General features: G+C 72.4%; 19 protein-coding genes. 9 read left to right on the forward strand and 10 right to left on the reverse strand.

What is annotated here, in order from left to right:
- The first annotated feature begins 21 nt into the window (after positions 1-21).
- From AC0666_RS06095 to AC0666_RS06115, 5 genes are all read left to right on the forward strand, one after another.
- Positions 22-1,281 (forward strand): MFS transporter, encoded by a 1,260-nt coding sequence (locus tag AC0666_RS06095; protein ID WP_478707166.1) that lies wholly within the window; start codon positions 22-24, stop codon positions 1,279-1,281.
- Positions 1,278-2,777 (forward strand): ATP-binding protein, encoded by a 1,500-nt coding sequence (locus AC0666_RS06100; protein WP_478707167.1) that lies wholly within the window; start codon positions 1,278-1,280, stop codon positions 2,775-2,777. Before AC0666_RS06095 ends, AC0666_RS06100 begins: the two co-directional genes overlap by 4 nt.
- An 11-nt stretch (positions 2,778-2,788) precedes the next feature.
- Positions 2,789-3,130, forward strand: coding sequence for a nuclear transport factor 2 family protein (locus AC0666_RS06105; RefSeq protein WP_361722568.1), 342 nt, complete (start codon positions 2,789-2,791; stop codon positions 3,128-3,130).
- Positions 3,131-3,213: 83 nt separating this feature from the next.
- Positions 3,214-3,861 carry a TMEM175 family protein gene (locus AC0666_RS06110; RefSeq protein WP_361722571.1) on the forward strand — a complete coding sequence of 216 codons (648 nt, stop codon included), beginning with the start codon at positions 3,214-3,216 and terminating at the stop codon, positions 3,859-3,861.
- A 71-nt stretch (positions 3,862-3,932) separates the two neighbouring features.
- Positions 3,933-5,231 (forward strand): IS701 family transposase, encoded by a 1,299-nt coding sequence (locus tag AC0666_RS06115; protein WP_468970960.1) that lies wholly within the window; start codon positions 3,933-3,935, stop codon positions 5,229-5,231.
- A gap of 133 nt (positions 5,232-5,364) precedes the next feature.
- On the opposite strand, the gene AC0666_RS06120 is transcribed toward AC0666_RS06115, so the two are convergent.
- Complete coding sequence (locus AC0666_RS06120; RefSeq protein WP_468583615.1) at positions 5,365-5,730, reverse strand: cupin domain-containing protein; 366 nt, start codon at positions 5,728-5,730, stop codon at positions 5,365-5,367.
- Between the two features lie 192 nt (positions 5,731-5,922).
- Here AC0666_RS06120 and AC0666_RS06125 point away from each other — a divergent pair, with 192 nt between their 5' ends.
- Positions 5,923-7,365, forward strand: coding sequence for a GuaB1 family IMP dehydrogenase-related protein (locus AC0666_RS06125; protein ID WP_468970963.1), 1,443 nt, complete (start codon positions 5,923-5,925; stop codon positions 7,363-7,365).
- A 685-nt stretch (positions 7,366-8,050) separates the two neighbouring features.
- Here the strand turns inward: AC0666_RS06125 and AC0666_RS06130 are convergent.
- Together AC0666_RS06130 and AC0666_RS06135 are read right to left on the reverse strand one after the other, a co-directional pair.
- Complete coding sequence (locus AC0666_RS06130; RefSeq protein WP_468970966.1) at positions 8,051-9,286, reverse strand: sensor histidine kinase; 1,236 nt, start codon at positions 9,284-9,286, stop codon at positions 8,051-8,053.
- A complete protein-coding gene (locus tag AC0666_RS06135) occupies positions 9,283-11,070 on the reverse strand; it encodes a sodium/solute symporter (RefSeq protein ID WP_478707168.1) in 1,788 nt (595 codons plus the stop codon). The genes AC0666_RS06130 and AC0666_RS06135 overlap by 4 nt, the downstream gene beginning before the upstream one ends.
- 133 nt (positions 11,071-11,203) lie before the next feature.
- Here AC0666_RS06135 and AC0666_RS06140 point away from each other — a divergent pair, with 133 nt between their 5' ends.
- Positions 11,204-11,962: an LppU/SCO3897 family protein gene (locus AC0666_RS06140; protein ID WP_478707169.1), complete on the forward strand. Its 759-nt coding sequence runs from the start codon at positions 11,204-11,206 to the stop codon at positions 11,960-11,962.
- Positions 11,963-11,989: 27 nt separating this feature from the next.
- On the opposite strand, the gene AC0666_RS06145 is transcribed toward AC0666_RS06140, so the two are convergent.
- The 4 genes from AC0666_RS06145 to AC0666_RS06160 form a co-directional block, all read right to left on the reverse strand.
- Positions 11,990-12,265 (reverse strand): hypothetical protein, encoded by a 276-nt coding sequence (locus AC0666_RS06145; protein WP_356850910.1) that lies wholly within the window; start codon positions 12,263-12,265, stop codon positions 11,990-11,992.
- A 185-nt stretch (positions 12,266-12,450) separates the two neighbouring features.
- Complete coding sequence (locus AC0666_RS06150) at positions 12,451-13,266, reverse strand: LytR/AlgR family response regulator transcription factor (RefSeq protein ID WP_468970975.1); 816 nt, start codon at positions 13,264-13,266, stop codon at positions 12,451-12,453.
- Positions 13,267-13,415: 149 nt separating this feature from the next.
- Positions 13,416-14,381: an SCO0930 family lipoprotein gene (locus tag AC0666_RS06155; RefSeq protein ID WP_468583829.1), complete on the reverse strand. Its 966-nt coding sequence runs from the start codon at positions 14,379-14,381 to the stop codon at positions 13,416-13,418.
- 126 nt (positions 14,382-14,507) lie between these two features.
- Positions 14,508-15,539 (reverse strand): GDSL-type esterase/lipase family protein, encoded by a 1,032-nt coding sequence (locus AC0666_RS06160; RefSeq protein ID WP_468970978.1) that lies wholly within the window; start codon positions 15,537-15,539, stop codon positions 14,508-14,510.
- Between the two features lie 494 nt (positions 15,540-16,033).
- Here AC0666_RS06160 and AC0666_RS06165 point away from each other — a divergent pair, with 494 nt between their 5' ends.
- Both AC0666_RS06165 and AC0666_RS06170 read left to right on the forward strand, forming a co-directional pair.
- Positions 16,034-17,491 (forward strand): amino acid transporter, encoded by a 1,458-nt coding sequence (locus tag AC0666_RS06165; protein WP_478707170.1) that lies wholly within the window; start codon positions 16,034-16,036, stop codon positions 17,489-17,491.
- A 10-nt stretch (positions 17,492-17,501) separates the two neighbouring features.
- Positions 17,502-17,957 (forward strand): Lrp/AsnC family transcriptional regulator, encoded by a 456-nt coding sequence (locus AC0666_RS06170; RefSeq protein ID WP_007262967.1) that lies wholly within the window; start codon positions 17,502-17,504, stop codon positions 17,955-17,957.
- On the opposite strand, the gene AC0666_RS06175 is transcribed toward AC0666_RS06170, so the two are convergent.
- The 3 genes from AC0666_RS06175 to AC0666_RS06185 all read right to left on the reverse strand — a co-directional run bounded on the left by AC0666_RS06175 (position 17,954) and on the right by AC0666_RS06185 (position 20,553).
- The gene (locus AC0666_RS06175) at positions 17,954-18,307 is read right to left on the reverse strand and encodes a WhiB family transcriptional regulator (protein WP_468970984.1); all 354 of its coding nucleotides are present in this window, start codon (positions 18,305-18,307) and stop codon (positions 17,954-17,956) included. The two genes, AC0666_RS06170 and AC0666_RS06175, sit on opposite strands and share 4 nt — an antisense overlap.
- A gap of 882 nt (positions 18,308-19,189) precedes the next feature.
- Entirely contained in the window at positions 19,190-19,678 is a 489-nt protein-coding gene (locus AC0666_RS06180; protein WP_478707171.1) for a hypothetical protein, read from the reverse strand.
- Between the two features lie 140 nt (positions 19,679-19,818).
- A complete protein-coding gene (locus AC0666_RS06185; RefSeq protein ID WP_468970992.1) occupies positions 19,819-20,553 on the reverse strand; it encodes a GNAT family N-acetyltransferase in 735 nt (244 codons plus the stop codon).
- Positions 20,554-20,884 lie beyond the last annotated feature (331 nt).

Raw genomic sequence — 20,884 nt, forward strand, 5'->3', positions numbered from 1 at the left:
GGAGTTGACGCAGTGGCCGACATGTCCAGGACGACCACGGGGGTTCCGCCGCACCCGGCCGCCCGGCCGGCCGCCGCGCCCAGAGGCTCCGGCTTCCGGGTGGTGGGGGCGGTCCTCGTCCTGCTGATGCTCTCCTCCTCCGTACCGTCCGCCCTCTACGTGCTCTACCAGCAGAGATGGGGCCTGTCCTCCGGCACGATCACGGTCGTCTTCGCCCTGTACGCCGTCACCGTGCTCCTCGGGCTCCTGCTGTTCGGCTCCCTGTCGGACACCCTGGGCCGGCGCCCCGTACTCGGTGCCGGGCTGGTCCTGGCGATCGTCTCCATGGGGCTGTTCGCCGGGGCCGAGGGGCTCGGGCTGCTGCTCGCCGCCCGCGCCGTGCAGGGGCTCGCGGTGGGCCTCGCCACCGGGGCGATGGGCGCCGCCCTGCTCGAACTGGCGCCCCGTTCCCGGCCCGCGCTGGGCGCCCAGGTCAACAGCGCGGGCCCCACCGTGGGGATCGGGCTGGGCGGGATCGGAGCCGGGCTGCTCGTCCAGTACGCGCCCGCCCCGACCGTGCTCAGCTACCTGCTGCTGGTCGCGGCCTTCTCGGCCGCACTGGTGGGGGTGGTGCGGATGCCGGAGAGCGCTCCCGTCGGCGCCTCGGAGGGCCGCCGGCGGATGAGGATCGCCGTCCACCGGATCAGCGTGCCGACCGCCGTCCGCGGCCGGTTCACCGTCCTCGTCCTGACCATCGTGGCCGTCTGGTCCGTCGGCGGCTTCTACCTCTCGCTCGGACCGCACCTGGCCCTGTCCCTGCTCCGGAGCACCAACTACCTGGTCGGCGGGGCCACCGTCGCCCTGCTCGCGGGCGCCGCCACCGCCGCCCAGCTGCTGCTGGGCCGCACCGAGGCGCTGCGCACCGCCGTCCTCGGGCTGTGCGGGCTGCTGGCCGGGCTCGGGCTGGTGCTGCTCGCCCTGGGCCTGGGCTCGGCCGCGGTGTTCCTGGCGGGCACCGCCGTCCTCGGCAGCGGCTGGGGCGCGGCCTTCCTCGGCGCCTTCCGGGCGCTGAGCGCGCTCGCCGAGCCGGCGCACCGGGGCGAACTGACCGCCGCGGTCTACGTCTTCGCGTACCTCGCCATGAGCGTGCCGGCGGTGCTCGCCGGAATGCTCACCAACATCCACGGGCTGCACCGCACCTCGGTCGGCTTCATGGCCGCCGTCGCCGCCGTGTGCGCGCTGGCCCTGCTGGCCACGCTGCGGCTGGCCGCCCGCACCCGGTCCGAAGGGAGTACGGCATGAACGCTGGGGATGCGGGCCTCGACCTGCGGTCGGCGCTGCGCGGTCTGGAGATCTTCGCCGGGCTCACCGAGGAGCAGCTCGACTGGCTGGTCTCCGTCTCCGAGCCCCGGGTGCTCGCCGACGGGGAGGTCCTCTTCCGCGACGGCGAGGAGGCCACCGGCTTCCACGTCCTGCTCTCGGGCGGGCTGGTGGTCACCAAGGTCGTGGACGGGCGGGAGGAGGTGCTCACCCGGCACTCCACCGAGGAGGAGAGCGCGGCCGCCGAGGACCACGACGGCAAGCCCTCCGCCGCGCACCGGTTCACCGGCGAGCTGCCCCTGCTGACGGACGGGGCCTACGTGGCCACCGCCGCGGCCAGTGGCCCGTCGACCACCGTCGTGGCCTATCCCAAGCCGGTGTTCTTCGAGATGCTCACCCGCTGCCACGGGGTGGCGGCGGTGCTGATCCCGGTGCTGGCCTGGCGGATCAAGTCCTCCGAGGTCCAGGCCCGCAAGCGGGCCACCGTCGAGGCGCTCGGCACCCTCGCGGCAGGACTGGCCCACGAGCTCAACAACCCTGCGGCGGCCGTCGCCCGGGCGGCGCAGGAGCTGGCGCCCGCCCTGGACCGGCTCACCCGGACCGCCCACGCCTGGGGGGCCGCCGCGACGGGCGCGGAGCGCTCCGTACTCGACCGGCTGAGCGAGGAGCTGGACAAGCTGCCACCGCCGGCGACCACCGACCCGCTGGCCCAGGCCGACGCCGAGGAGGAGATCACCGACTGGGCCGAGGAGGCCGGCACCGAACGGCCCGGACTGCTCGGCTCGGGGATCTCGGACCTCGGGCTGGAGCTGGGCTGGCTGCTGCAGCGGCTGGAAGGGATCGGCCAACCGGCCCTGGCCGCCGCCCTGGACCACCTGGCGGCCCTGCTGGAGGTCCGCTCGCTGGCGGCGGAGCTGCGCGCGGCCGGCCCCAGGATCTCCCAACTGGTCGCCGCCACCCGGGATTACGCCAATCTCGACCGCGCCCCCGAACAGCGCTTCCCGGTGACCGACGGGCTGGAGAACACGCTGGTCGTGCTGCGTGCCAAGCTCTCCGGCATCACCATCGTGCGTGCGTACGAGCCCGGCCTGCCCGAACTGACAGGCTATCCGGGCGAGTTGAACCAGGTGTGGACCAACCTGGTCGACAACGCCGCCGAGGCCATGGAGGGCGCCGGCACGCTCACCCTGCGGGTCCGCGCCGAGGGGGCCTGCCTGGTCGTGGAGATCACCGACACGGGCCGGGGCATCCCCGAGGAGTCCCTGCCGCGGATCTTCGAGCCGTTCTACACCACCAAGGACGTCGGGAAGGGCACGGGCCTCGGGCTGCACCTCAGCTACCGCATCGTGACCCAGCGCCACCACGGGTCGATCACGGCCCGCTCGCGTCCCGGGGAGACCCGGATGGTGGTGCGGCTGCCGCTCTCCGCGGCCGCCGCCTGCGCCGAACCACCCGCCCCACCCACCAGCACCCGTTGAGAGGGAGTCAGATGGCCACGTACGACATCTCCACGCTGCACCCGGTCTTCGTCCGCCAGATGGAGGCGCTGGCCGCCCTGGACATCGAGGCGGTGATGAAGAACTACACCGACGACGCGGTGCTCCTGCGCTTCGAGGGGGCCTCGGTCGGGATCGACGCCGTCCGCGAGACCTTCACCGGCTACCTGACGCTGAAGCCGACCCTGGTGGAGCTCCAGGAGTACATCGAGACCGAGGACACGATCTTCTACCGGGCGATCATGAATCTGAACGGTGAACCGGAGCACGCGTTCGGGACACTTGTGGTCCGCGATGGCCGGATCTGGCGCCAGACCGCCGGGTTCGGCAGCTGATCAAGAATATCTGGGTAGCGTGTGCGGGGAGGGCGGAGGCAGCGCCCTCCCTGCTCGTGCACGTGGAATCCGAAGGGGAGGTCATGGAACGCGAAACCGGGCGGATCGAGGCATTCAGTGACGGTGTATTCGCCATCGTCATCACGATTCTCGTCCTGGAACTGAAGGTTCCGGAGGAAACGGGATCGGACTTCTGGCACGGGGTCCGGGAACAGTGGCCGCACTACGCGGCATACGTGGTCAGTTTCCTCATCATCGGTGTGATGTGGGTGAACCACCACACCATCTTCAGTCACCTCAAGCGGGTGGACCGTCCGCTGTTGTTCCTGAATCTCCTGGTGCTGATGGTGGTTTCCGTGATTCCGTACACCACCACCGTGCTCGCCGAGCACCTCGTGGAGGAGGGCGGCTCCGCCAACGCCGCGGCCGTCCTCTACAGCTCCATCACCGTCTTGTACGCCTTGGCGTTCCTGGCCTTCTGGTGGTACGTCACCCGGGTCGGCCACCTGTTCCACGAACGGGTGGACCGGGAGGGTGCCCGGGCCACCCGGGTGCGCTTCGGCCTGGGCGCCGTGGCCTACCCGCTGACGGTCGTCCTGTCCTTCTTCTCCGCGCCCCTCACGCTCGTCGCGCACTTCCTGATCGCTCTCTACTATGCGGCGAACCAGATCCCGATCCCCCTCGTGGTGGAAGAAGAGCGGCTCGAAACTGCGAGCGACCTCAGGAAGTAGTTGCGGGGCCCTACGGCCGTTTCGTGCGGTCAAGTAGGGTATTGGATCTAGTGGTCGCGGGGGAGGCCCAGATGGCGCGCGTAGTTCTGCCGGAGGAATCCACAAAGGAAATCTCCGAATTGATCGACATGCTGATCTCTCTCTTCTTCGAGTCCTTACCCAGGCGGGACCAGCGAAACTGGGCCCGCGTATATCTCAACGGCCTGGTGAGGACCAACGGGAAGAAAACGATCCGTAACATCGCCGGAACGGGTGCCAGCTCCGTCGAGCAGAGTCTCCAGCAGTTCATCAGCAAGTCGCCGTGGGACTGGACGCCCGTCCGCCGCTCGCTCGCCCAGTACCTCGAACGCACCGCCCAGCGCCCGCTGGCCTGGGTCGTCCAGCCCATGGTCATCGAGAAGGCGGGCGACCGCTCCGTCGGCGTCGGCCGCCAGTTCGTCCCCCAGCTCGGCCGAACCGCCAACTGCCAGCAGTCCAGCGGGATCTGGCTCGCCTCCAGCGAGGCCAGCTTCCCCGTCGAATGGACCCTCACCCTGCCCGGGCCGTGGACCAGCGAACTGCTGCGCCGCCGACGGGCCGGCATCCCCGACACCGCCCGCTCGCTGACCCCCGTCCAGGACGCCGTGCACGCCGTCCAGCGCATGGCCGCCTCCTGGCAGCTCCAGCGCCGTCCGGTGGTCATGGAGGTGGCCAACACCGACATCGCGCAGAGCGTCGAGTCCTTCGCCTTCCAGGACATCCCCTTCGTCTTCAAGGTCGACGGCTCGCTGCCCGTCGCCTTCGGCGGAGCGGGCCGGCAGCGGCCCGGCCCGCACGTCGCCCCCGCCCGCGAACTGATCGACTCGCTGCGCTCCCAGCGCCGGGTCGTCGAATGGACCCGGCACGGCCGCGCCGAAGGAGCGGTGACCCTGCTGACCTCGGCCGCCATCCTCGCCACCCCCAGCGAGGACCGGCCCGCCCCCGTACCGGCCACCCCGCTGCTGCTCATGGGCGCCTGGACCGAAGCGGCCCTGCTGCCCTCCGAGTTCTGGATCACCAACATCGGCGACCGGCCCCTCGCCCAGCTGTTCCTGCTGGCCAAACTCACCGACCGGGTGTCCCTCGACTTCACCGAGACCTGTGAACCCGTAGGCATCCGTGATTTCGAGGGCCGCTCCTTCCGTGGCTGGCACCACCACGCCACGCTCGCGAGCGTCGCCCACGCGTCGATGCTGCTGACCGCCCGCGGCCGGATCCCCGAGGGCTATCCCGGCCCCGCCCGTCCCGCCGCCACCGCGACAGCACCCATGACCCGCCCGGCCACCCCGCCGAGGCTGCCGCCGCGCCCGCTGATCCCCGGGCAGAGCCCCAGACGCGAGTACATCCGCTGAGCAGCCGGCGGAGCGGCCGGCCGGCCGACCGGCCGCGGCGCCGCCGCGAGGGGGGCGCGGACCCAGCCGGACGCGCCCCTCACCCGTGCGCACCCTTCACCACCCGTGCGCACCCTTCACCCGTGCGCGCCCCTCACCCGGACGCACCCCTCACGTGGTCGAGCACCTTGCGTAGCTCCTCGGTCGGGGAGAAGTCGACGTACTCGGTGTCGAGGAGCGCCACCGGAACGTGCCCCGGGCCCCAGTAGAAGGCCTGACCCTCCTCGTACACGCTCTCCCCGTCCGCGGACCGCATCAGCAGCCGGCCCTTGAGCAGATAGCCCCAGTGCGGGCACTGGCACATGTCGCCCGGCAGACCCTTGAGCGCCTCGGTGAGGTCCGCACCCTCGGGGAGGCGGAAGAACCCGACGGTGAGGTCCCCGCCGATCTCCTTGAGCCGGATTTCCAGGCCGCCGCCCTCAAGGGCGACGGGCGTCTCGCTCCGCGTCGTTGCCCGCATGGTGCCTCCACCGTCGATCTGTCACTCCTGTCCTTCCACCTTCCGCCCGTCCGTAGGAACCGACCACCGGGCCCGGTATGTCCTGGACGATCAGCCGGGGCGGCATTGATGCCGGGCCATGGGAGAATGAAGTACGTGCGTTTCCTCGGCTGCCCTGTCCGAGGCACTCCGATCGACTGGGAAGTTCTGCACGTGCGTTTCCTCAATGACCAGAAGCCGCCGTACGACCTGACGTACGACGATGTGTTCATGGTGCCGAGCCGCTCCGCGGTGGGTTCCCGCCAGGGCGTCGACCTCTCCTCGCCCGACGGCACCGGCACCACCATTCCGCTCGTCGTGGCGAACATGACCGCCATCGCGGGACGCCGGATGGCCGAGACCGTCGCCCGCCGCGGCGGCATCGTGGTCATCCCGCAGGACATCCCGATCGAGGTCGTCACCGACGTCATCTCCTGGGTGAAGACCCGCCACCTCGTGCTCGACACCCCGATCACGCTGGCGCCCACCCAGACCGTCGCCGACGCACTGTCCCTGCTGCCCAAGCGGGCCCACGGCGCCGGTGTCGTCGTCGACGCCGAGGGCCGCCCGGTCGGCGTCGTCACCGACCACGACCTGACCGGCGTGGACCGCTTCACCCAGCTCTCCGAGGTCATGTCGAAGGAGCTCCTGCTCATCGACGCCGACATCGACCCGCGCGAGGCCTTCAACAAGCTCGACGCCGGCCACCGCAAGCTGGCCCCGGCCGTCGACAAGGACGGCAAGCTCGTCGGCATCCTGACCCGCAAGGGCGCGCTGCGCGCGACCCTCTACACCCCGGCCACCGATGCCGGGGGCAAGCTGCGCATCGCGGCCGCCGTCGGCATCAACGGCGACTTCGTGGGCAAGGCCAAGCAGCTGCTCGACGCGGGCGTGGACACGCTCGTCATCGACACGGCCCACGGCCACCAGGAATCGATGATCAACGCGATCAAGGCCGTCCGCGCGCTGGACCCGCAGGTCCCGATCGTCGCCGGCAACATCGTCGCCGCCGAGGGCGTCAAGGACCTGATCGACGCCGGCGCCGACATCATCAAGGTCGGTGTGGGCCCGGGCGCCATGTGCACCACCCGCATGATGACCGGCGTGGGCCGCCCGCAGTTCTCCGCGGTGCTGGAGTGCGCCGCCGAGGCCAAGAAGTACGGCAAGCACGTGTGGGCCGACGGCGGCGTCCGCCACCCGCGCGACGTGGCGATGGCACTGGCCGCCGGCGCGTCGAACGTGATGATCGGCTCCTGGTTCGCCGGGACCTACGAGTCGCCGGGCGACCTCCAGCAGTCCGCCGACGGCCGGTTCTACAAGGAGTCCTTCGGCATGGCGTCCGCGCGCGCCGTGCAGAACCGCACCTCGGAGGAGTCCGCGTACGACCGGGCCCGCAAGGGACTCTTCGAGGAGGGCATCTCCACCTCGCGGATGTTCCTGGACCCGGCGCGCCCCGGCGTCGAGGACCTGATCGACTCGATCATCGCCGGTGTGCGCTCCTCCTGCACCTACGCCGGTGCGGGCTCCCTCGCGGAGTTCGAGGAGAAGGCCGTGGTCGGCGTCCAGTCGGCCGCCGGCTACGCCGAGGGCAAGCCGCTGCACGCCAGCTGGAGCTAGTCCCCCTCCGGAGCGGGTCTCCGTCTCCTCCCCGTGGCCCCCGGACGTCCCCTGCGGACGGCCGGGGGCCACGGGCGTACCCGGCGCGGTGGACCGTGGCGGCGTGCCGTTCGACCGGTCGGCGCCGCCCGCGGCGGGATGAGGTCGCACGGTCGCACAACTCTTCGTGTCCGGTCCGTCACGCTCGTCTTCCGGGAAAGGCTGCCCCTGTGCCCACGCCTCCTCCGTCCCCCCGGCGAGCGGGCCGCGTCTGGATCGTCGGCGCCACCACCGCGCCCCGCCATAGGCCGGGGGCGCCCGGCGGCGTATCCGGCCGCCGGCCCCGGTCAGAGCCCAGGCCGCCCAGGCCGACCGGCGCACCGCGGCCGGCAGCTGTTCGGCGGTCCGCGCGGGACCGAGCCCGGCCGTACGAGCGGCCCGGGCAGTCCTCCGTACGGGGCCCTGCCCGCAGCGCCGATCCCGGAAGCGGGGCCGCCCCGTGCAGCAGCTCGGCCGACTCCGGTCGGACCGCACGCCCCCACGACCCGCCCCCGGCTCCGCGCACAGCAGCTCCACCCCGGGCCGCCGGGGCAGCGGCCGCCGCCGACGCACCGCCGGGCTCGGCCGCAGACCTGTGCCTCTCGCAGCACGGCAACCCGTTCCGCTGCGCCGCGCGCACGGTCCCGGCTCGCACGGACCGCGGCGTTCAGTGCCCGGGCGGCTCGTCGCCCAGAGGTGCGCTGTGCACGCCCGCGCGGTACTTGGGGATCCGCAGGGTGACCTTGAGGCCTGCCCCGACCCCGGTCTCGATCACCGGGCCGTACACGTCCCCGTACACCTGCCGGATCCGCTCGTCGACGTTCGTCAGCCCTATCCCGGAGGAGGATCCGGCGCGCTCCCCGGCCAGGATCCGGCGCAGCAGGTCCGGGTCCATCCCGACCCCGTTGTCCTCGACGGTGATGACCGCCTCCGCGCCCGCGTCCCGGGCGGCGATGGTGATCCGGCACTCCTCGGTGGAGTCCTCCAGCCCGTGCTTGACGGCGTTCTCGACCAGCGGCTGGAGGCACAGGAACGGCAGCGCCACCGGCAGCACCTCGGGAGCCACCTGCAGGGTCACCTTCAGCCGGTCCCCGAAGCGCGCCCCGGCCAGGGCGAGGTACTGCTCGATGGAGCGCAACTCCTCGGCCAGGGTGGTGAAGTCGCCGTGCCGCCGGAAGGAGTAGCGGGTGAAGTCGGCGAACTCCAGCAGCAGATCGCGCGCCCGTTCCGGATCAGTGCGTACGAAGGAGGCGATCGCGGCGAGGGAGTTGAAGATGAAGTGCGGGGAGATCTGCGCCCGCAACGCCTTGATCTCCGCCTCCATCAGCCGGGTCCGCGAGCGGTCCAGCTCGGACAGCTCCAGCTGAACGGATACCCAGCGGGCCACCTCCGTGGCGGCCCGCACCAGCACGGCCGACTCCCGCGAGCCGTAGGCGACCAGCGCGCCCAGCACTCCGTCCTCGCCGGTGAGCGGGGCCACCACCGCCCACTTCAGCGGGCAGTCGGGACGGTGGCACTCGGTCCGAACGCTCTGGCTGCGTCCCGAGTCCAGCATGACGGCGACCCGGGCCATTGCCCGCCGCTGGTGGTGGTCGGCACCGGGCCCGTCCCAGGCCAGCACCGACTGCCGGTCGGTGAGGCACAGGGCCTCGGTGCCCAGCAGGGAGCGCAGCCGCCTGGCGGCCTTGCGGGCGGCGTCCTCGGTGAGGCCGGCGCGCAGCGGGGGAGCGGCCAGCGAAGCGGTGTGCAGGGTGTGGAAGGTGGCGCGCTCCACCGGGGTCCCCAGGTCCAGCCCGGTCGCCCGTTCGCCACGCCGGGCCTGCCACCGGCCGCCCGCCCAGCCCAGGCCCAGCAGCAGGACCGCACCCGCCACCGCCAGCACCGCGAGCACTGCTCCGCTCATGGAGCGCCGCCCGCACCCCGGGCCCCGCCCGCACCTCGGGCCCCGCCCGCACCTCGGGCCCCGCCGCCGGTCTCCCGCAGCCGCAGCGTCTCCGGCAGATGCAGCCGCGCCAGCGTCGCCGCGGTCCCCGCGGGTATCCGCGACCGGGTGGCCAGCGACACCAGCGCCATCGTCAGGAACCCCAGCGGCACCGACCAGGCCGCGGGCCACGCCAGCAGCGTGTGCACCCACCCCGCCGGGGCCAGCCCGGCCCGGGTCGCCAGCACCGCGCCCAGCGCCGCCCCGCCGCCCGCGACCAGCCCGGCCACCGCGCCCGGCGGGGTCAGCCCCCGCCACCAGATGCCCAGCACCAGCAGCGGGCAGAACGAGGAGGCCGACACCGCGAAGGCCAGCCCCACCGCGTCCGCCACCGGCACATCCGTCAGCGCCATGCTCCCGGCCAGCGGCACCAGCATCGCCACCAGCACGGCGAACCGGAACGTCCGCAGCCCGCGCGTCGGCAGCACGTCCTGGTGCAGCACCCCCGCCACCGCCATGGTCAGGCCCGAGGCCGTCGAGAGGAACGCGGCGAACGCGCCCCCGGCCAGCAGCGCCCCCAGCAGCTCGCCGAGCACCCCGCCCAGCATCCGCTCGGGCAGCACGAGCACCGCGGCGTCCGCGTCCCCGGTCAGGGCGAGCTCCGGCGTGTACGTCCGCCCGAGCACCCCGTACACCGGGGGCAGCAGGTAGAAGAAGCCGAGCAGGCCGAGCACCACCAGCGTGGTGCGCCGCGCGGCCGGACCGTTCGGGCTCGTGTAGAAGCGCACCGCGACATGAGGCAGGCCCATCGTGCCGAGGAAGGTGGCCAGAACCAGCCCGTACGTCGCGTACAGCCCGAGCGCCGGGCGGTTCCCGTCCAGCGGCTCGGACCAGCTGGACACCCCCGGCGCGGCCGCCGGCCGGGTCTCGGGCACCCGGGTGGCAGGGTCGAACTCCAGCCGCGCGCGGGCCCGTACGAGGTGCTGCCCGGCCTCCAGCCGCACCGGCGCCCCCGCGTAGGTCCACCCGTCCACCTGGCCGGTCACCGTCAGGGTCAGCGGTGCGTCCAGTGACAGCCGTACGTCCTCGGCGAGGGTGACGGCGGTGTGCTCGCGGAACACCGCCGGGGCGTCGAAGGAGGCGCGCGGCGCGCCGTCGCCGGCCCAGGCCGCCAACAGGAAGAAGGCCGGCACCAGCAGGGCGCTGAGCTTCAGCCAGTACTGGAAGGCCTGCACGAAGGTGATGCTCCGCATGCCACCGGCCGCCACGGCCGCGGTCACCACGAAGGCGACGACCACCCCGCCGGCCCAGTGCGGTGCCCCGGTCAGGATCTCCAGCGTCAGCCCCGCGCCCTGCAACTGCGGGAGCAGGTACAGCCAGCCGACCCCGACCACGAACAGCACCGCGATCCGGCGCACCGCCTGCGACTCCAGGCGGGCCTCGGCGAAATCGGGCAGCGTGTACGCGCCCGAGCGCCGCAGCGGAGCGGCGACCAGAGCCAGCAGCACCAGGTACCCGGCGGTGTACCCGACCGGGTACCAGAGCATCCCGGGTCCCTGGAGCAGCACCAGCCCGGCCACCCCCAGGAAGGAGGCGGCGGACAGGTACTCCCCGCTGATCGCCGCCGCGTTGAGGCGCGGGCCGACGGTGCGGGAGGCGACGTAGAAGTCGGAGGTGGTCCGCGAGATCCGCAGCCCCAGCGCCCCCACCAGCACCGTGACCAGGACGACGACGGTGACCGCGGTCAGCGCGTACGTCTGGTTCACCGGCAGGTCCTTCGGCAGGGAGGGGGAGGTACCGGAGTCTAAGCGCGCCCGCGGGCCGGCAACAGGCGTGATCCGGCGGAACCCCTGCGTCACCCTGCGTGCACGCGGCACACTCGTGAGGGTCCGTCAGGCCGTGTCCGCGCCACCCCCCCTGGAGCAGCCGGTGTCCTCGCAGGAGATCCCCCTCACGCTCACCCCCCAGCAGGCCGCCTCCGGAGTGGTCATCGCCCTGCCCCTGTCCACCGGCACCTCCCACCTGCGCATCCCGCCTGCCCGGGACGGCGACCTCGTCCGCACCCGCGTCGGCGACACGGACGTCCTGCTGCGCATACGGGTGTCCCCGAGCGCGGGCACGGCGCGGCCCGCCACCCCGGGGGCCTCCGGCGCCAAGGGGTGCCTGCTGGTGCTCGGCGTCGCCGCGGCGGTGATCGTCGGTCTGGTGCTGTTCAACAGCGGGGACGAGGAGAACGACCGGGCCACCGCCACCCCGACGCCCAGCACCTCGACCGGTTCCTGGTCGCCCGCCCCGGCCCCGGCCCCGGCCGGCACCCCCGCCGACACGGCGACCGACACGGCGACCGACCCCGCGACCGAGGCCCCCGCCACCCCGTCCGAAGCCGCTCCCAGCCCCTTCGACCGGGGCACCTGCCTCAACGGACAGCTGCCCGACTCGACGACCGCGCAGCGCGTCACCGGAGTACGCGAGGTCTCCTGCTCGGCGGACGACGCGCACTACCGGGTGATCGAGAGCATTCCGTTGACCTCCGACCTCAACCGCTGCGAGGACAACCCCAAGACGCAGTACGCCTTCTCGTACCGCTACACCCGGGGCGGGATCACGCTCAACGAGTACGTCTACTGCCTGGTCGGCCTGGGCTCCTACGCCCGCTGAGGAGCGCCCGCCCCTCCGGGCGGCGCTTCACCGGGCCGGGTCGCGGTGCTCCGCGCAGTCCCTGAGGGCGATCTCCAGCTCCACGTACGAGTCCTCGGCCCGCCGGAACGCCAGCGTCAGCGCCGCCTCCGCCCGGGGCGGCAGCTGCCGCCGGGCGCCCTCGTTCGCCTCGTACAGGACCTCGGCCCAGCGCGCGGCCGCACTGCGCAGCCGGGCGAGCAGCGCCTCGGCCTCGGCGGGACCGGCCGGCCGGCTCCGGGGCAACGCGGCCAGCGCGTCGAGCAGCGCCTGGATCTCAGCCATCTCGTGTTCCTCCCGCCCCTGCCGCTCCACGATAGGCGCGGCCCGCGGCCACCGCGGGTCCCCCCGGGAGCTCCTGCGACCGGCGGCACCGGCGGATCGCCGTACGCCCCGTGCCGCGCGACGAACGGCGCCTGCGCACGCCGGACGGTCGGCGGATCCGGCCGGCCGACGGTGGGCGGATCCCGTCAGCCGGTGGCCTGGCGCATCAGCAGTTCCCGCAGCTGCCGTGCGTGGCGGCGGCTGACCTGGAGTTCTGCCGAGCCCACCCGGACGCTCGTGGTGCCGGCGTCGAGGCGGAGCTCGTCGATCCGGCTCAGCGCCACCAGGTGGCGGCGGTGGATCCGGACGAACCCGTGTGCCGCCCAGCGCTCCTCCAGCGTGGACAGCGGGATGCGGACCAGGTGGCTGCCCTCGTCGGTGTGCAGCCGGGCGTAGTCCCCCTGGGCCTCGACGTACGCGATGTCGGCGATCGCCACGAAGCGGGTGACCCCGCCCAGCTCCACGGCGATCTGGTCCGGCGCCCGCTCGGCCACGGCCACCTCCGGCGCGGCGGGCCGCCGCTGCACCGGGACGGCGGGGCCGGCGGGCTCCGGCGGCTCTTCGGCGGCCCGCCCGAGCTGGGCGCAGGACCGTCGGACGGCCTCCGCCAGCCGTTCGGGGCGGACCGGTTTGAGTACGTAGTCCACGGCCTTGAGGTCGAAGGCCTGCACGGCGAAACCCTCGTGGGCCGTGACGAACACGATCAGCGGCGGCCGCGCGAAGCCCGCCAGCAGCCGGGCGATGTCCAGGCCGGTCAGTCCGGCCATGTGGATGTCGAGGAAGACCACGTCGATGCCGTCGGGGCCGTCCGGGCCGGTCTCCAGGGCCCGGGTGATGCGGCGCAGGGCCTCCGTGGCGTCCGAGGCGCCCTCCGCGCTGAGCACCCGGGGATCGGAGCGCAGCAGGTAGAGGAGTTCCTCAAGGAGCGGCTTCTCGTCGTCGACGGCCAGTACGCGCAGCATGCGAGGGAGTCTAGGGACGACCGGCCCGCGGGGAAACGGTGCGCGGCCCGCCTGCCGGGGGGAGGGGGCAGGGGGCCGCGCGGCTCGTGAGTGGAGGGAGGGGGCGGTCAGGAGGTGATGATCCGGAGGTGGTGATCAGCAGGTGGTGATCAGGAGGTGGTGATCAGCTTGCCGTCGGGGGAGACGGCGTACCAGGTACCGCCGACCCCCTGCCCGTTGATGTCACCGGCCTTCTTGTCGCCGGTGAAGGTGTAGACGGGCCAGCAGTCGATCGCCTGCTGCTTCTTTCCGTCGGGGCGGTCCAGGACGGAGAAGCCCTTCTCCACGATGCCCTTGGCGTCGGCCTTGTCCACCGGGGGCACCACCGGCCACTTGGCCGCGCAGTCACCCGTGCAGTTGGAGGCCATCGGCCAGGCGGTGTCCTTCTTGAACCGGTAGACGGTCATCCCGTTGCCGTCGACGATGTGGTCGCCGAGCTTGGGGTCCTTGGCCACGGTCAGCGCGCCCCGGGCGGCCTGGGCGCCTTGGGTGCCCTGGGCATCCTGGGCCTGGGGCGCGGCCGCCGCCTTCGCCGCCTTCTTCCCGTCGGGCGCGAAGGCGAACCAGGTGCCGCCCACGCCCTGCCCGTTCAGGTCGCCCGCCTTGGTGTCCTTGGCGTAGCGGTACACCGGCCAGCCCGCCACGGTCAGCTGCTTGCTGCCGTCGCCGCGGACCACCTCGCCCAGCAGCGCCGGGTCCATCCCGGCGGCGGCGGTCGCGTCACCGGCCGCGACCACCGGCCAGGTCGTGGCGCAGTCCCCTTCGCAGTTCGACTTCGGCGGCTTGGCGGTGTCCTTGTCGAAGCGGTAGAGGGTGAGGCCGGCGCTGTCGGTGAGCACCGGGCCGGCCGTGTCGTTCTGGGCGACGGCCAGCTGCCCGGCGGCCTTCGCACCGGAACCGGCGGCAGAGCCCGCGCCGTAGTCGGACCCGTAGTCGGAGCCGGAAGCGGGAGCGGCGGCGGCGGCCCCGGCCGGCTTGGCGGCGCCGGCCTTGGTGTCGTCCCCGCCGCAGGCCGTCGCGGTCAGTGCGACGGCAACGGCCACGGCGGCCAGGGTGGTTCCGCGCTTGATGCCCATCTTGATCTCTCCCACGTGTGGTGTCTCCGTGTCCGCCGCCCCGCCGGTGCGGTGCGTCGGCAGCTTGCGAAGGACACGCCGTGTGGTGGCCGTTCTGTTCACGAGGGGCGGTGTGGGCTGTTTCACTCACCCCGCGGCGAACCCGGCCCGCCGCAGAGCCGTGGCCACAGCGAGGCCGAGGACCTGGTGTCCGCTGTCGTTGGGGTGCAGGCCGTCCGCCAGGTGCTCGGGGCCCAGCAGGTCGTGCCCGGGCAGCAGGACCAGCCGGCCGTCCCCGGCGGCGATCCGGTCCCGGACGGCCCGCTCCATGGCGTCGCGCAGGGCGCCGAGGGTGGCGCCCAGCCGGTTCGGGGTGCGCTCGGCGTCGGGCCGCAGGACGGGGGAGAGGAGCAGCAGCGGGGTACGGGGGTGGCCGTGGCGGACCAGGTCGAGGAAGGCGCGGGTGGTCTCGTACATCAGCGGCGCCGAAAACGGCACGCGTGACCAGCAGTTGGTGCCGAAGGCGAGGGTGAGGACATCGGCGGGCAGGGCCGCGAGCTGCTCGGCGGTGGCGAGTTCGCCGCGCGCGCCCCCCGCGTAGCCGAGGTTGACCGTGTCCCAGCCGAGCGCCCGGCCGGCGACCGCGGGCCAGCCGTGGGCGGGCCGGGTGGACCACCAGCCCTCGGTGATCGAGTCGCCGTGCACCACCCAGCGCGGAGCCGGCGGGGCGGGGGCGAGGGCGCCGCCGACCGCCCGCACGCCGAGGATCACCGGGGCCTGGGCTTCGGGCGGGTGGATGGTGAAGGGTCCGCGCCCCCCGGGGAGCTCGATGCGTACGAGGGCCTCCTCGGCCGGTTCGGTCCAGACCTCCCGGACCACCCCGTGGCGGTCCCACAGCGCGAAGCCGTGCGCCAGGTCGCGCAGGGCGTCGGTGGGCCCGGGGACGGTCGCCCGGTAACGGATCTCCACGGCGTGCGCCCCCTCGGCCGTGAACTCCAGCCGGACCCCGATGGGCAGCGTGGCCCGCTCGCCGGTGTCCCAGGGCAGCCGCATGGTGTCGGCCGGGTCGGCCCGTACCGGGCGGCCCCGGTCCAGCCAGGCGACCCCGCGCAGGAACGGCGCCGGGTCCAGCCACGGGGTGGTGCACGGCGCGTGCGGGGCGGTGTCCTCGGTGGTCACTGCTCGCCTCCGATCTTCGGATGGGGGAACTTGACGCCTACCCCGCCGTGCGCGGCCAACGTCTGCCCATGGCGTACGCCGCCAGGGCGCGGCCGGGACGTACAAGACGAGTACGGGCGGCCGTGATGTCTGTGGTGTCCGCGATGTCCGCGATCTCGGCGAGTCGGCCCGGCGGGGGTCCGGATCCATGGCGGCACGCTGCGGCAGGACTGACGAAGTGTCAAGAAAGGGGGTTGGAGGTGCCTGCGCACTGATCGAACATCCACGCGCAACAAAGGGCCATCCCGGACAGATCCGCGCAACGATCGTGCGCCAATGTGCAAGGATGGTGCATTACGGGCAGTATCACTCAGCTCGTAGGCTCACTCGCTGTACGTGGAGTGGCGTGGACCGCCTGCTCGGCGGTCCCCCATGCCCAGGCTCACGCCTGTCCTGCTCCGGACCGCTGCGGTCGATGCCTCAGTCCCCATCCGCAGTGTCAAAGGAGTCCTCTCGTGCTCGATCACGGCCAGGCGCCACCGCTCGACGGTGAGACCCGCAAGCCCGCGCACCCCCTGCTGCGCCGCAAGCCGGTCGAGCAGCTCGTCGCCGAGGGCGGCCAGGGCGAGGGCGGCGTCCTGCGCCGCTCGCTCACCATGTGGCAGCTGACGATGATCAGCATCGGCGCCACCCTGGGCACCGGCATCTTCGTGGTCCTCGGCGAGGCCGCCCCGAAGGCCGGCCCGGCCGTGACGATCTCCTTCATCATCGCGGGCCTGACCGCGCTGTTCTCGGCCCTGTCCTACGCCGAGCTGGCCGGATCCGTCCCCGTCTCCGGGTCCTCGTACTCCTACTCCTACGCCACCATGGGCGAGTTCGTCGCCTGGGTCTGCGGCTGGTGCCTGGTCCTGGAGTACGCCGTCTCGGTCTCGGCCGTCGCCGTCGGCTGGGGCCAGTACCTCAACGAGCTCCTCGACGGCACCATAGGCGTCACCCTCCCCGAGAAGTTCTCCGCCGCCCCGCTGGGCGACGGCGGCTGGATCAACCTGCCGTCCCTGGTCGTCGTCCTGCTCGCCATGGTCTTCCTGATGCGCGGTGCCAAGGAGAGCGCCCGCATCAACACGATCATGGTCGTGGTGAAGATCGTCACCCTGGTGCTCTTCATCGGCATCGGCGTCATGGGCATCAAGTCCGGCAACTACGCCCCGCTCGCGCCGCTCGGCGTCACCGGCATCAGCGCCGCCGCCTCCACCCTCTTCTTCTCGTACATCGGCTTCGACGCCGCCTCCACCGCCGGTGAAGAGGCCCAGAACCCGAAGAGGGACCTGCCCCGCGCGATCATGCTCTCGCTGGGCATCGTCACCATCCTCTACGTCCTCGTCGCCTTCGTCGCCGTCGGCGCCATGCCCTGGCAGGACTTCGAGGGCACCGAGGCCGCACTCGCCCAGATCATGACCGACGTCACCGGCACCAGCGTCTGGGGCGTCGTCCTCGCGGCCGGCGCCGTCGTCGCCATCGCCTCCGTCGTCTTCGCCGTCCTCTACGGCCAGACCCGCATCCTGTTCGCGATGTCCCGCGACGGCCTGGTGCCCAAGGTCTTCGCCAAGGTCGACGAGAAGAGCGGTGCCCCGCGCGCCAACGTCCTCATCGTCTCCCTCTTCTGCGGCGCGCTGGCGGCCTTCATCCCCCTGGGCGAACTCGCCAACGCCACCAGCATCGGCACCCTCTTCGCCTTCGCCCTGGTCAACGTCGCCGTCGTCATCCTGCGCCGCACCAAGCCGGACATGCCGCGCACGTTCAAGGTGGCGCTGTTCCCGGTGACGCCGATCCTCGGCTTCCTCGCCTGCGGCTACATGATGTACAGCCTGCCGGTCGCCACGTGGGTCGCGTTCGGTGTCTGGATGGCCGTCGGCCTCGTGGTGTACTTCGTGTACGGCATCCGCCGCTCCCGACTGGCCACAGCAGAAATGTGATCCACCCGCAGTGCGACTGAACGATCTCGACGAACGCATCGTGCACGCCCTCGCCGAGGATGCCCGCCGCTCCTACGCGGACATCGGCTCCGAGGTCGGGCTCTCGGCCCCCGCCGTGAAGCGGCGCGTGGACCGGCTGCGGGCCGAGGGAGCCATCACCGGCTTCACCGTCCGGGTCGACCCCGCCGCCATGGGCTGGGAGACCGAGGGGTTCATAGAGATCTACTGTCGCCACAACACCTCGCCCGACGACATCCGGCGAGGTCTGGAGCGCTACCCCGAGGTGGTGTCCGCGTCGACCGTCACCGGCGACGCGGACGCCCTCGTCCAGGTCTTCGCCTCCGACATGCGGCACTTCGAGCGGGTACTGGAACGCATCGCGGGCGAGCCGTTCGTGGAGCGCACCAAATCGGTGCTGGTCCTCTCCCCGCTCCTCCGCCGCTTCACCTCGGGCGCCCCGGCCTAGGCCCGTGCCCCCGCGGTGGCGTGGGCGGCCTCGGCCGAGGCACGGCCTATCAGCCGGCGCCGCTCCTGCTCGGTGGAGGTACGGCTGAGCAGCGTCCGGCGCTCCTCCTCCGTCAGCCCGCCCCACACCCCGAAGGGCTCCCGGGTCCGCAGGGCATGCTCCAGGCACGCGGTGCGGACCGGGCAGACCGCGCAGACCCGCTTCGCGGCCTGGTCCCGGTCCTCCCGCTCCTCACCCCGCTCCCCGGCCGGATGGTAGAACCGGCCCGGGCCCAGCTCCCGGCAAGCCGCACGCAGCTGCCACTGCCAGTGATGGCTGGCGGCGCCGGGCAGCCTTGAGACGTCGGTCATGGCAGTTCCTTTCGGTGGGTTACCCCCGCGTCTGACCGCTCCCCGCCTCCCAAAACCCCGCAACCGCACTCCAGCCGCCTCGGCCGCCTCGGCAGGGAGCCGTGCCAGTGTCAGGGCACGCGCTGGGAAGCTGCCGGAGTCGGTGAACGTGCTGAGGGGCAGTCGGGACCACGCGCACTGTCCCAACTGCCCCTCAGGAGCGCCATCAAGTCGGTGTGCCTCGGTACCCCGGTTCCCCCACGGCGGTCCGGCAGGTAGTACCCGCCGGACCGCCCATCGTGATCACTGGCCAGTCAGTGCCACGATCAAGCAGAGGATGAAGAAGGCCACGGAGACGATTTCCGGCGCGAAGCCGGACCGTTGATGTCGCAGCGGGTCTCCCGACCCACTGGACGAGGAATCTCTCATGGCTTCCGTGTCAGCCAAGAGCCGCGTCCTTGCCCCTTTCCCATCCCGGGTCTTCTGAAAGGCCTTTGGGTAGAACTTCTTGGCTGCGTCAGCCGCTCCATTTACCAGGCGGAGTCGATATCCGAGAGTGGATTTCTGCCATTTAATCTCAGAAATCTCCCCCGATGGGCTGGGTGCCAGGGATCTCGCCGAAAGGCCCGGTCCTGCGGCGGGTCACGGCCCGGGAGGCGTCCGCAGTGATCTGTGTGGTGCCGGAGCCGTGGTGATCGGCGAGGAGGAAGGTGAGCTTTCCGCCTTCCCGTACGGCCACGGCGCCGTAAAGGAAGGAGTTGCTGGTGGTGCCCAGGTGGAGGGTCTTCGGGGGCCTTCGACGTCCCAGGCGAGGCACTGGGTTTCGCCGGTGCCGCTCTTTCGGGCCTTGACGTTGCCGCTCTCGTCGTAGGTGAAGGTTTCGTCGTGCGGGTCGGTGCCTGTCTAGATGACCTTGGTGAGATCGTGATTGCCGGCGGTCGGCGGGGTGTAGGTGCGGATGGTGTCGGCGGTCGGACCCGAGGCCGTCTTGTGCTTGGTCTCGGTCTTGCGGTTGCCGACCGTCTCGGCGGGCAGGTCACCCATGGCCGGTTGCTTGGCCGTCAGGATCTGGCCGGCGATGAGGTTGTTGTAGGCGAGGAACTGGGACTCGTACGCCGTGCCATCCACGTAGCGCGTGGACTTCGCCACCCGGCCCTTGGCGACCGTGTCGTAGACCTGCGCGATGAGCACGATCGCGCCCTGCTTGACGGCGGTAGGGCGGCCGAGGTCGTCGTAGTCGGTGTCCAGCGTGATACCGCGGGCGTCGGTGACGTCCACGGTGCGGTCACCGGCGTCGTAGGTGACCTTCGTGACGCCCTTGTCCGGGTCGTTCGACTCGACTCGACTCGACTTGGCGTCCGCGGGCGTCGTAGGTGGCTGTCCACTTCGCATTGCCCGGGTCGGTGACCTGGGCGAGCTGCCCGAGCTTGTTGTAGCTGTACAGCGTCGACTGCGAGTCGTGCGGGCGGCGTTGGTGTACTGCTTGTTATCCCCTCATCCCCTCATCCTCGGGCCGCGGCGCCGGGATTGCCTCAGGCCTGCGCGTCCGGGGTTCGGAGGCCCAGGAAGAGGGGGCGCCTGCGCAGCGTGAAGCCCATCGACTCGTACAGGGCGATCGCCGGGGCGTTGTCCGCCGCCGCGTGGAGGAAGGGGTGGTCGCCGCGTGCGGTGACCGCCGCCGCCACCGCGCGGATCAGGCGGCCCGCGAGGCCCTGGCCGCGGTGGTCCGGGTGGGTGCACACCGCGCTGATCTCCGACCAGCCCTGCGGCCGCATCCGCTCGCCCGCCATCGCGACGAGCCGCCCCTCGTGCCGGATCCCGAGGTACGTGCCCAGTTCCACGGTGCGGTCCAGGAACGGGCCCGGCTTCGTCAGCTCCACCAGCTCCAGCATCTCCGGCACGTCGGCCGGCCCCAGTGGGACCGCCTCGGGCGCCGCTTCGGCCCGGACCGCCCGGCCGTCCAGCTGTACGCCCGCTATCGAAGCCACCGTCGTCCACCCCGCGGGCGGTGTCAGCAGCCCGGTGACCCACACCGGAGCCCCCGGGCCGGCCAGCGCGGCCAGATCCGCCCAGGCGGCCGGGTCCTGCGGGTCGGCGAGCGCCGCGAACGGAGAGGCGTCCCCGACGTAGCGGGCGGCGAGCCCCGCGGGGCCCGTCTCGGCGAAGTCGCGGGCGGGCCCGGTCAGAGCCGACCAGACGGGGTTGTCCAGAACAGCGGCGACATCGCGAGCGGGGGCGGGGGAAACCGTGCCGGTGTCGGGCGACATGAGGGGGAGAGCTCCTTTACTCGGGCGGTCCGGGCCGGGCGCCGACACCTTCTTGACGGCTCTGCGCGCCGCCACGAGACTGCTGGGGACGACGGTCACGAGGGTCAGCGTCCGACGCGGGTGAATTTATGCCCCCGGGGGCGCCACATCCCCGGGGCGCCAAGCCCCCGACGCGCCGAGAGGGCAGGACGGAGCGGGTGGAGATGGCCTGGACGGCGGAAGCGGGGGCGCAGACCCTCCGCCGCTGGTGGCTCACCCGGCGCCTGCACATCGACCTCCTGCGCGTCTGCAGCGCATTCCGCGCCGCCGCCTGACCTTCCCGCCTCCGTAC

The sequence above is a fragment of the Streptomyces sp. NPDC043680 genome (genome assembly GCF_056436685.1).

Bases quoted from the DNA above. Each gene is read 5' to 3' on its own strand.
- AC0666_RS06095 (WP_478707166.1), top strand. From the start codon at position 22: ATGTCCAGGACGACCACGGGGGTTCCGCCGCACCCGGCCGCCCGGCCG.
- AC0666_RS06100 (WP_478707167.1), top strand. From the start codon at position 1,278: ATGAACGCTGGGGATGCGGGCCTCGACCTGCGGTCGGCGCTGCGCGGT.
- AC0666_RS06105 (WP_361722568.1), top strand. From the start codon at position 2,789: ATGGCCACGTACGACATCTCCACGCTGCACCCGGTCTTCGTCCGCCAG.
- AC0666_RS06110 (WP_361722571.1), top strand. From the start codon at position 3,214: ATGGAACGCGAAACCGGGCGGATCGAGGCATTCAGTGACGGTGTATTC.
- AC0666_RS06115 (WP_468970960.1), top strand. From the start codon at position 3,933: ATGGCGCGCGTAGTTCTGCCGGAGGAATCCACAAAGGAAATCTCCGAA.
- AC0666_RS06120 (WP_468583615.1), bottom strand. From the start codon at position 5,730: ATGCGGGCAACGACGCGGAGCGAGACGCCCGTCGCCCTTGAGGGCGGC.
- AC0666_RS06130 (WP_468970966.1), bottom strand. From the start codon at position 9,286: ATGAGCGGAGCAGTGCTCGCGGTGCTGGCGGTGGCGGGTGCGGTCCTG.
- AC0666_RS06145 (WP_356850910.1), bottom strand. From the start codon at position 12,265: ATGGCTGAGATCCAGGCGCTGCTCGACGCGCTGGCCGCGTTGCCCCGG.
- AC0666_RS06150 (WP_468970975.1), bottom strand. From the start codon at position 13,266: ATGCTGCGCGTACTGGCCGTCGACGACGAGAAGCCGCTCCTTGAGGAA.
- AC0666_RS06155 (WP_468583829.1), bottom strand. From the start codon at position 14,381: ATGGGCATCAAGCGCGGAACCACCCTGGCCGCCGTGGCCGTTGCCGTC.
- AC0666_RS06175 (WP_468970984.1), bottom strand. From the start codon at position 18,307: ATGACCGACGTCTCAAGGCTGCCCGGCGCCGCCAGCCATCACTGGCAG.
- AC0666_RS06180 (WP_478707171.1), bottom strand. From the start codon at position 19,678: ATGCGAAGTGGACAGCCACCTACGACGCCCGCGGACGCCAAGTCGAGT.
- AC0666_RS06185 (WP_468970992.1), bottom strand. From the start codon at position 20,553: ATGTCGCCCGACACCGGCACGGTTTCCCCCGCCCCCGCTCGCGATGTC.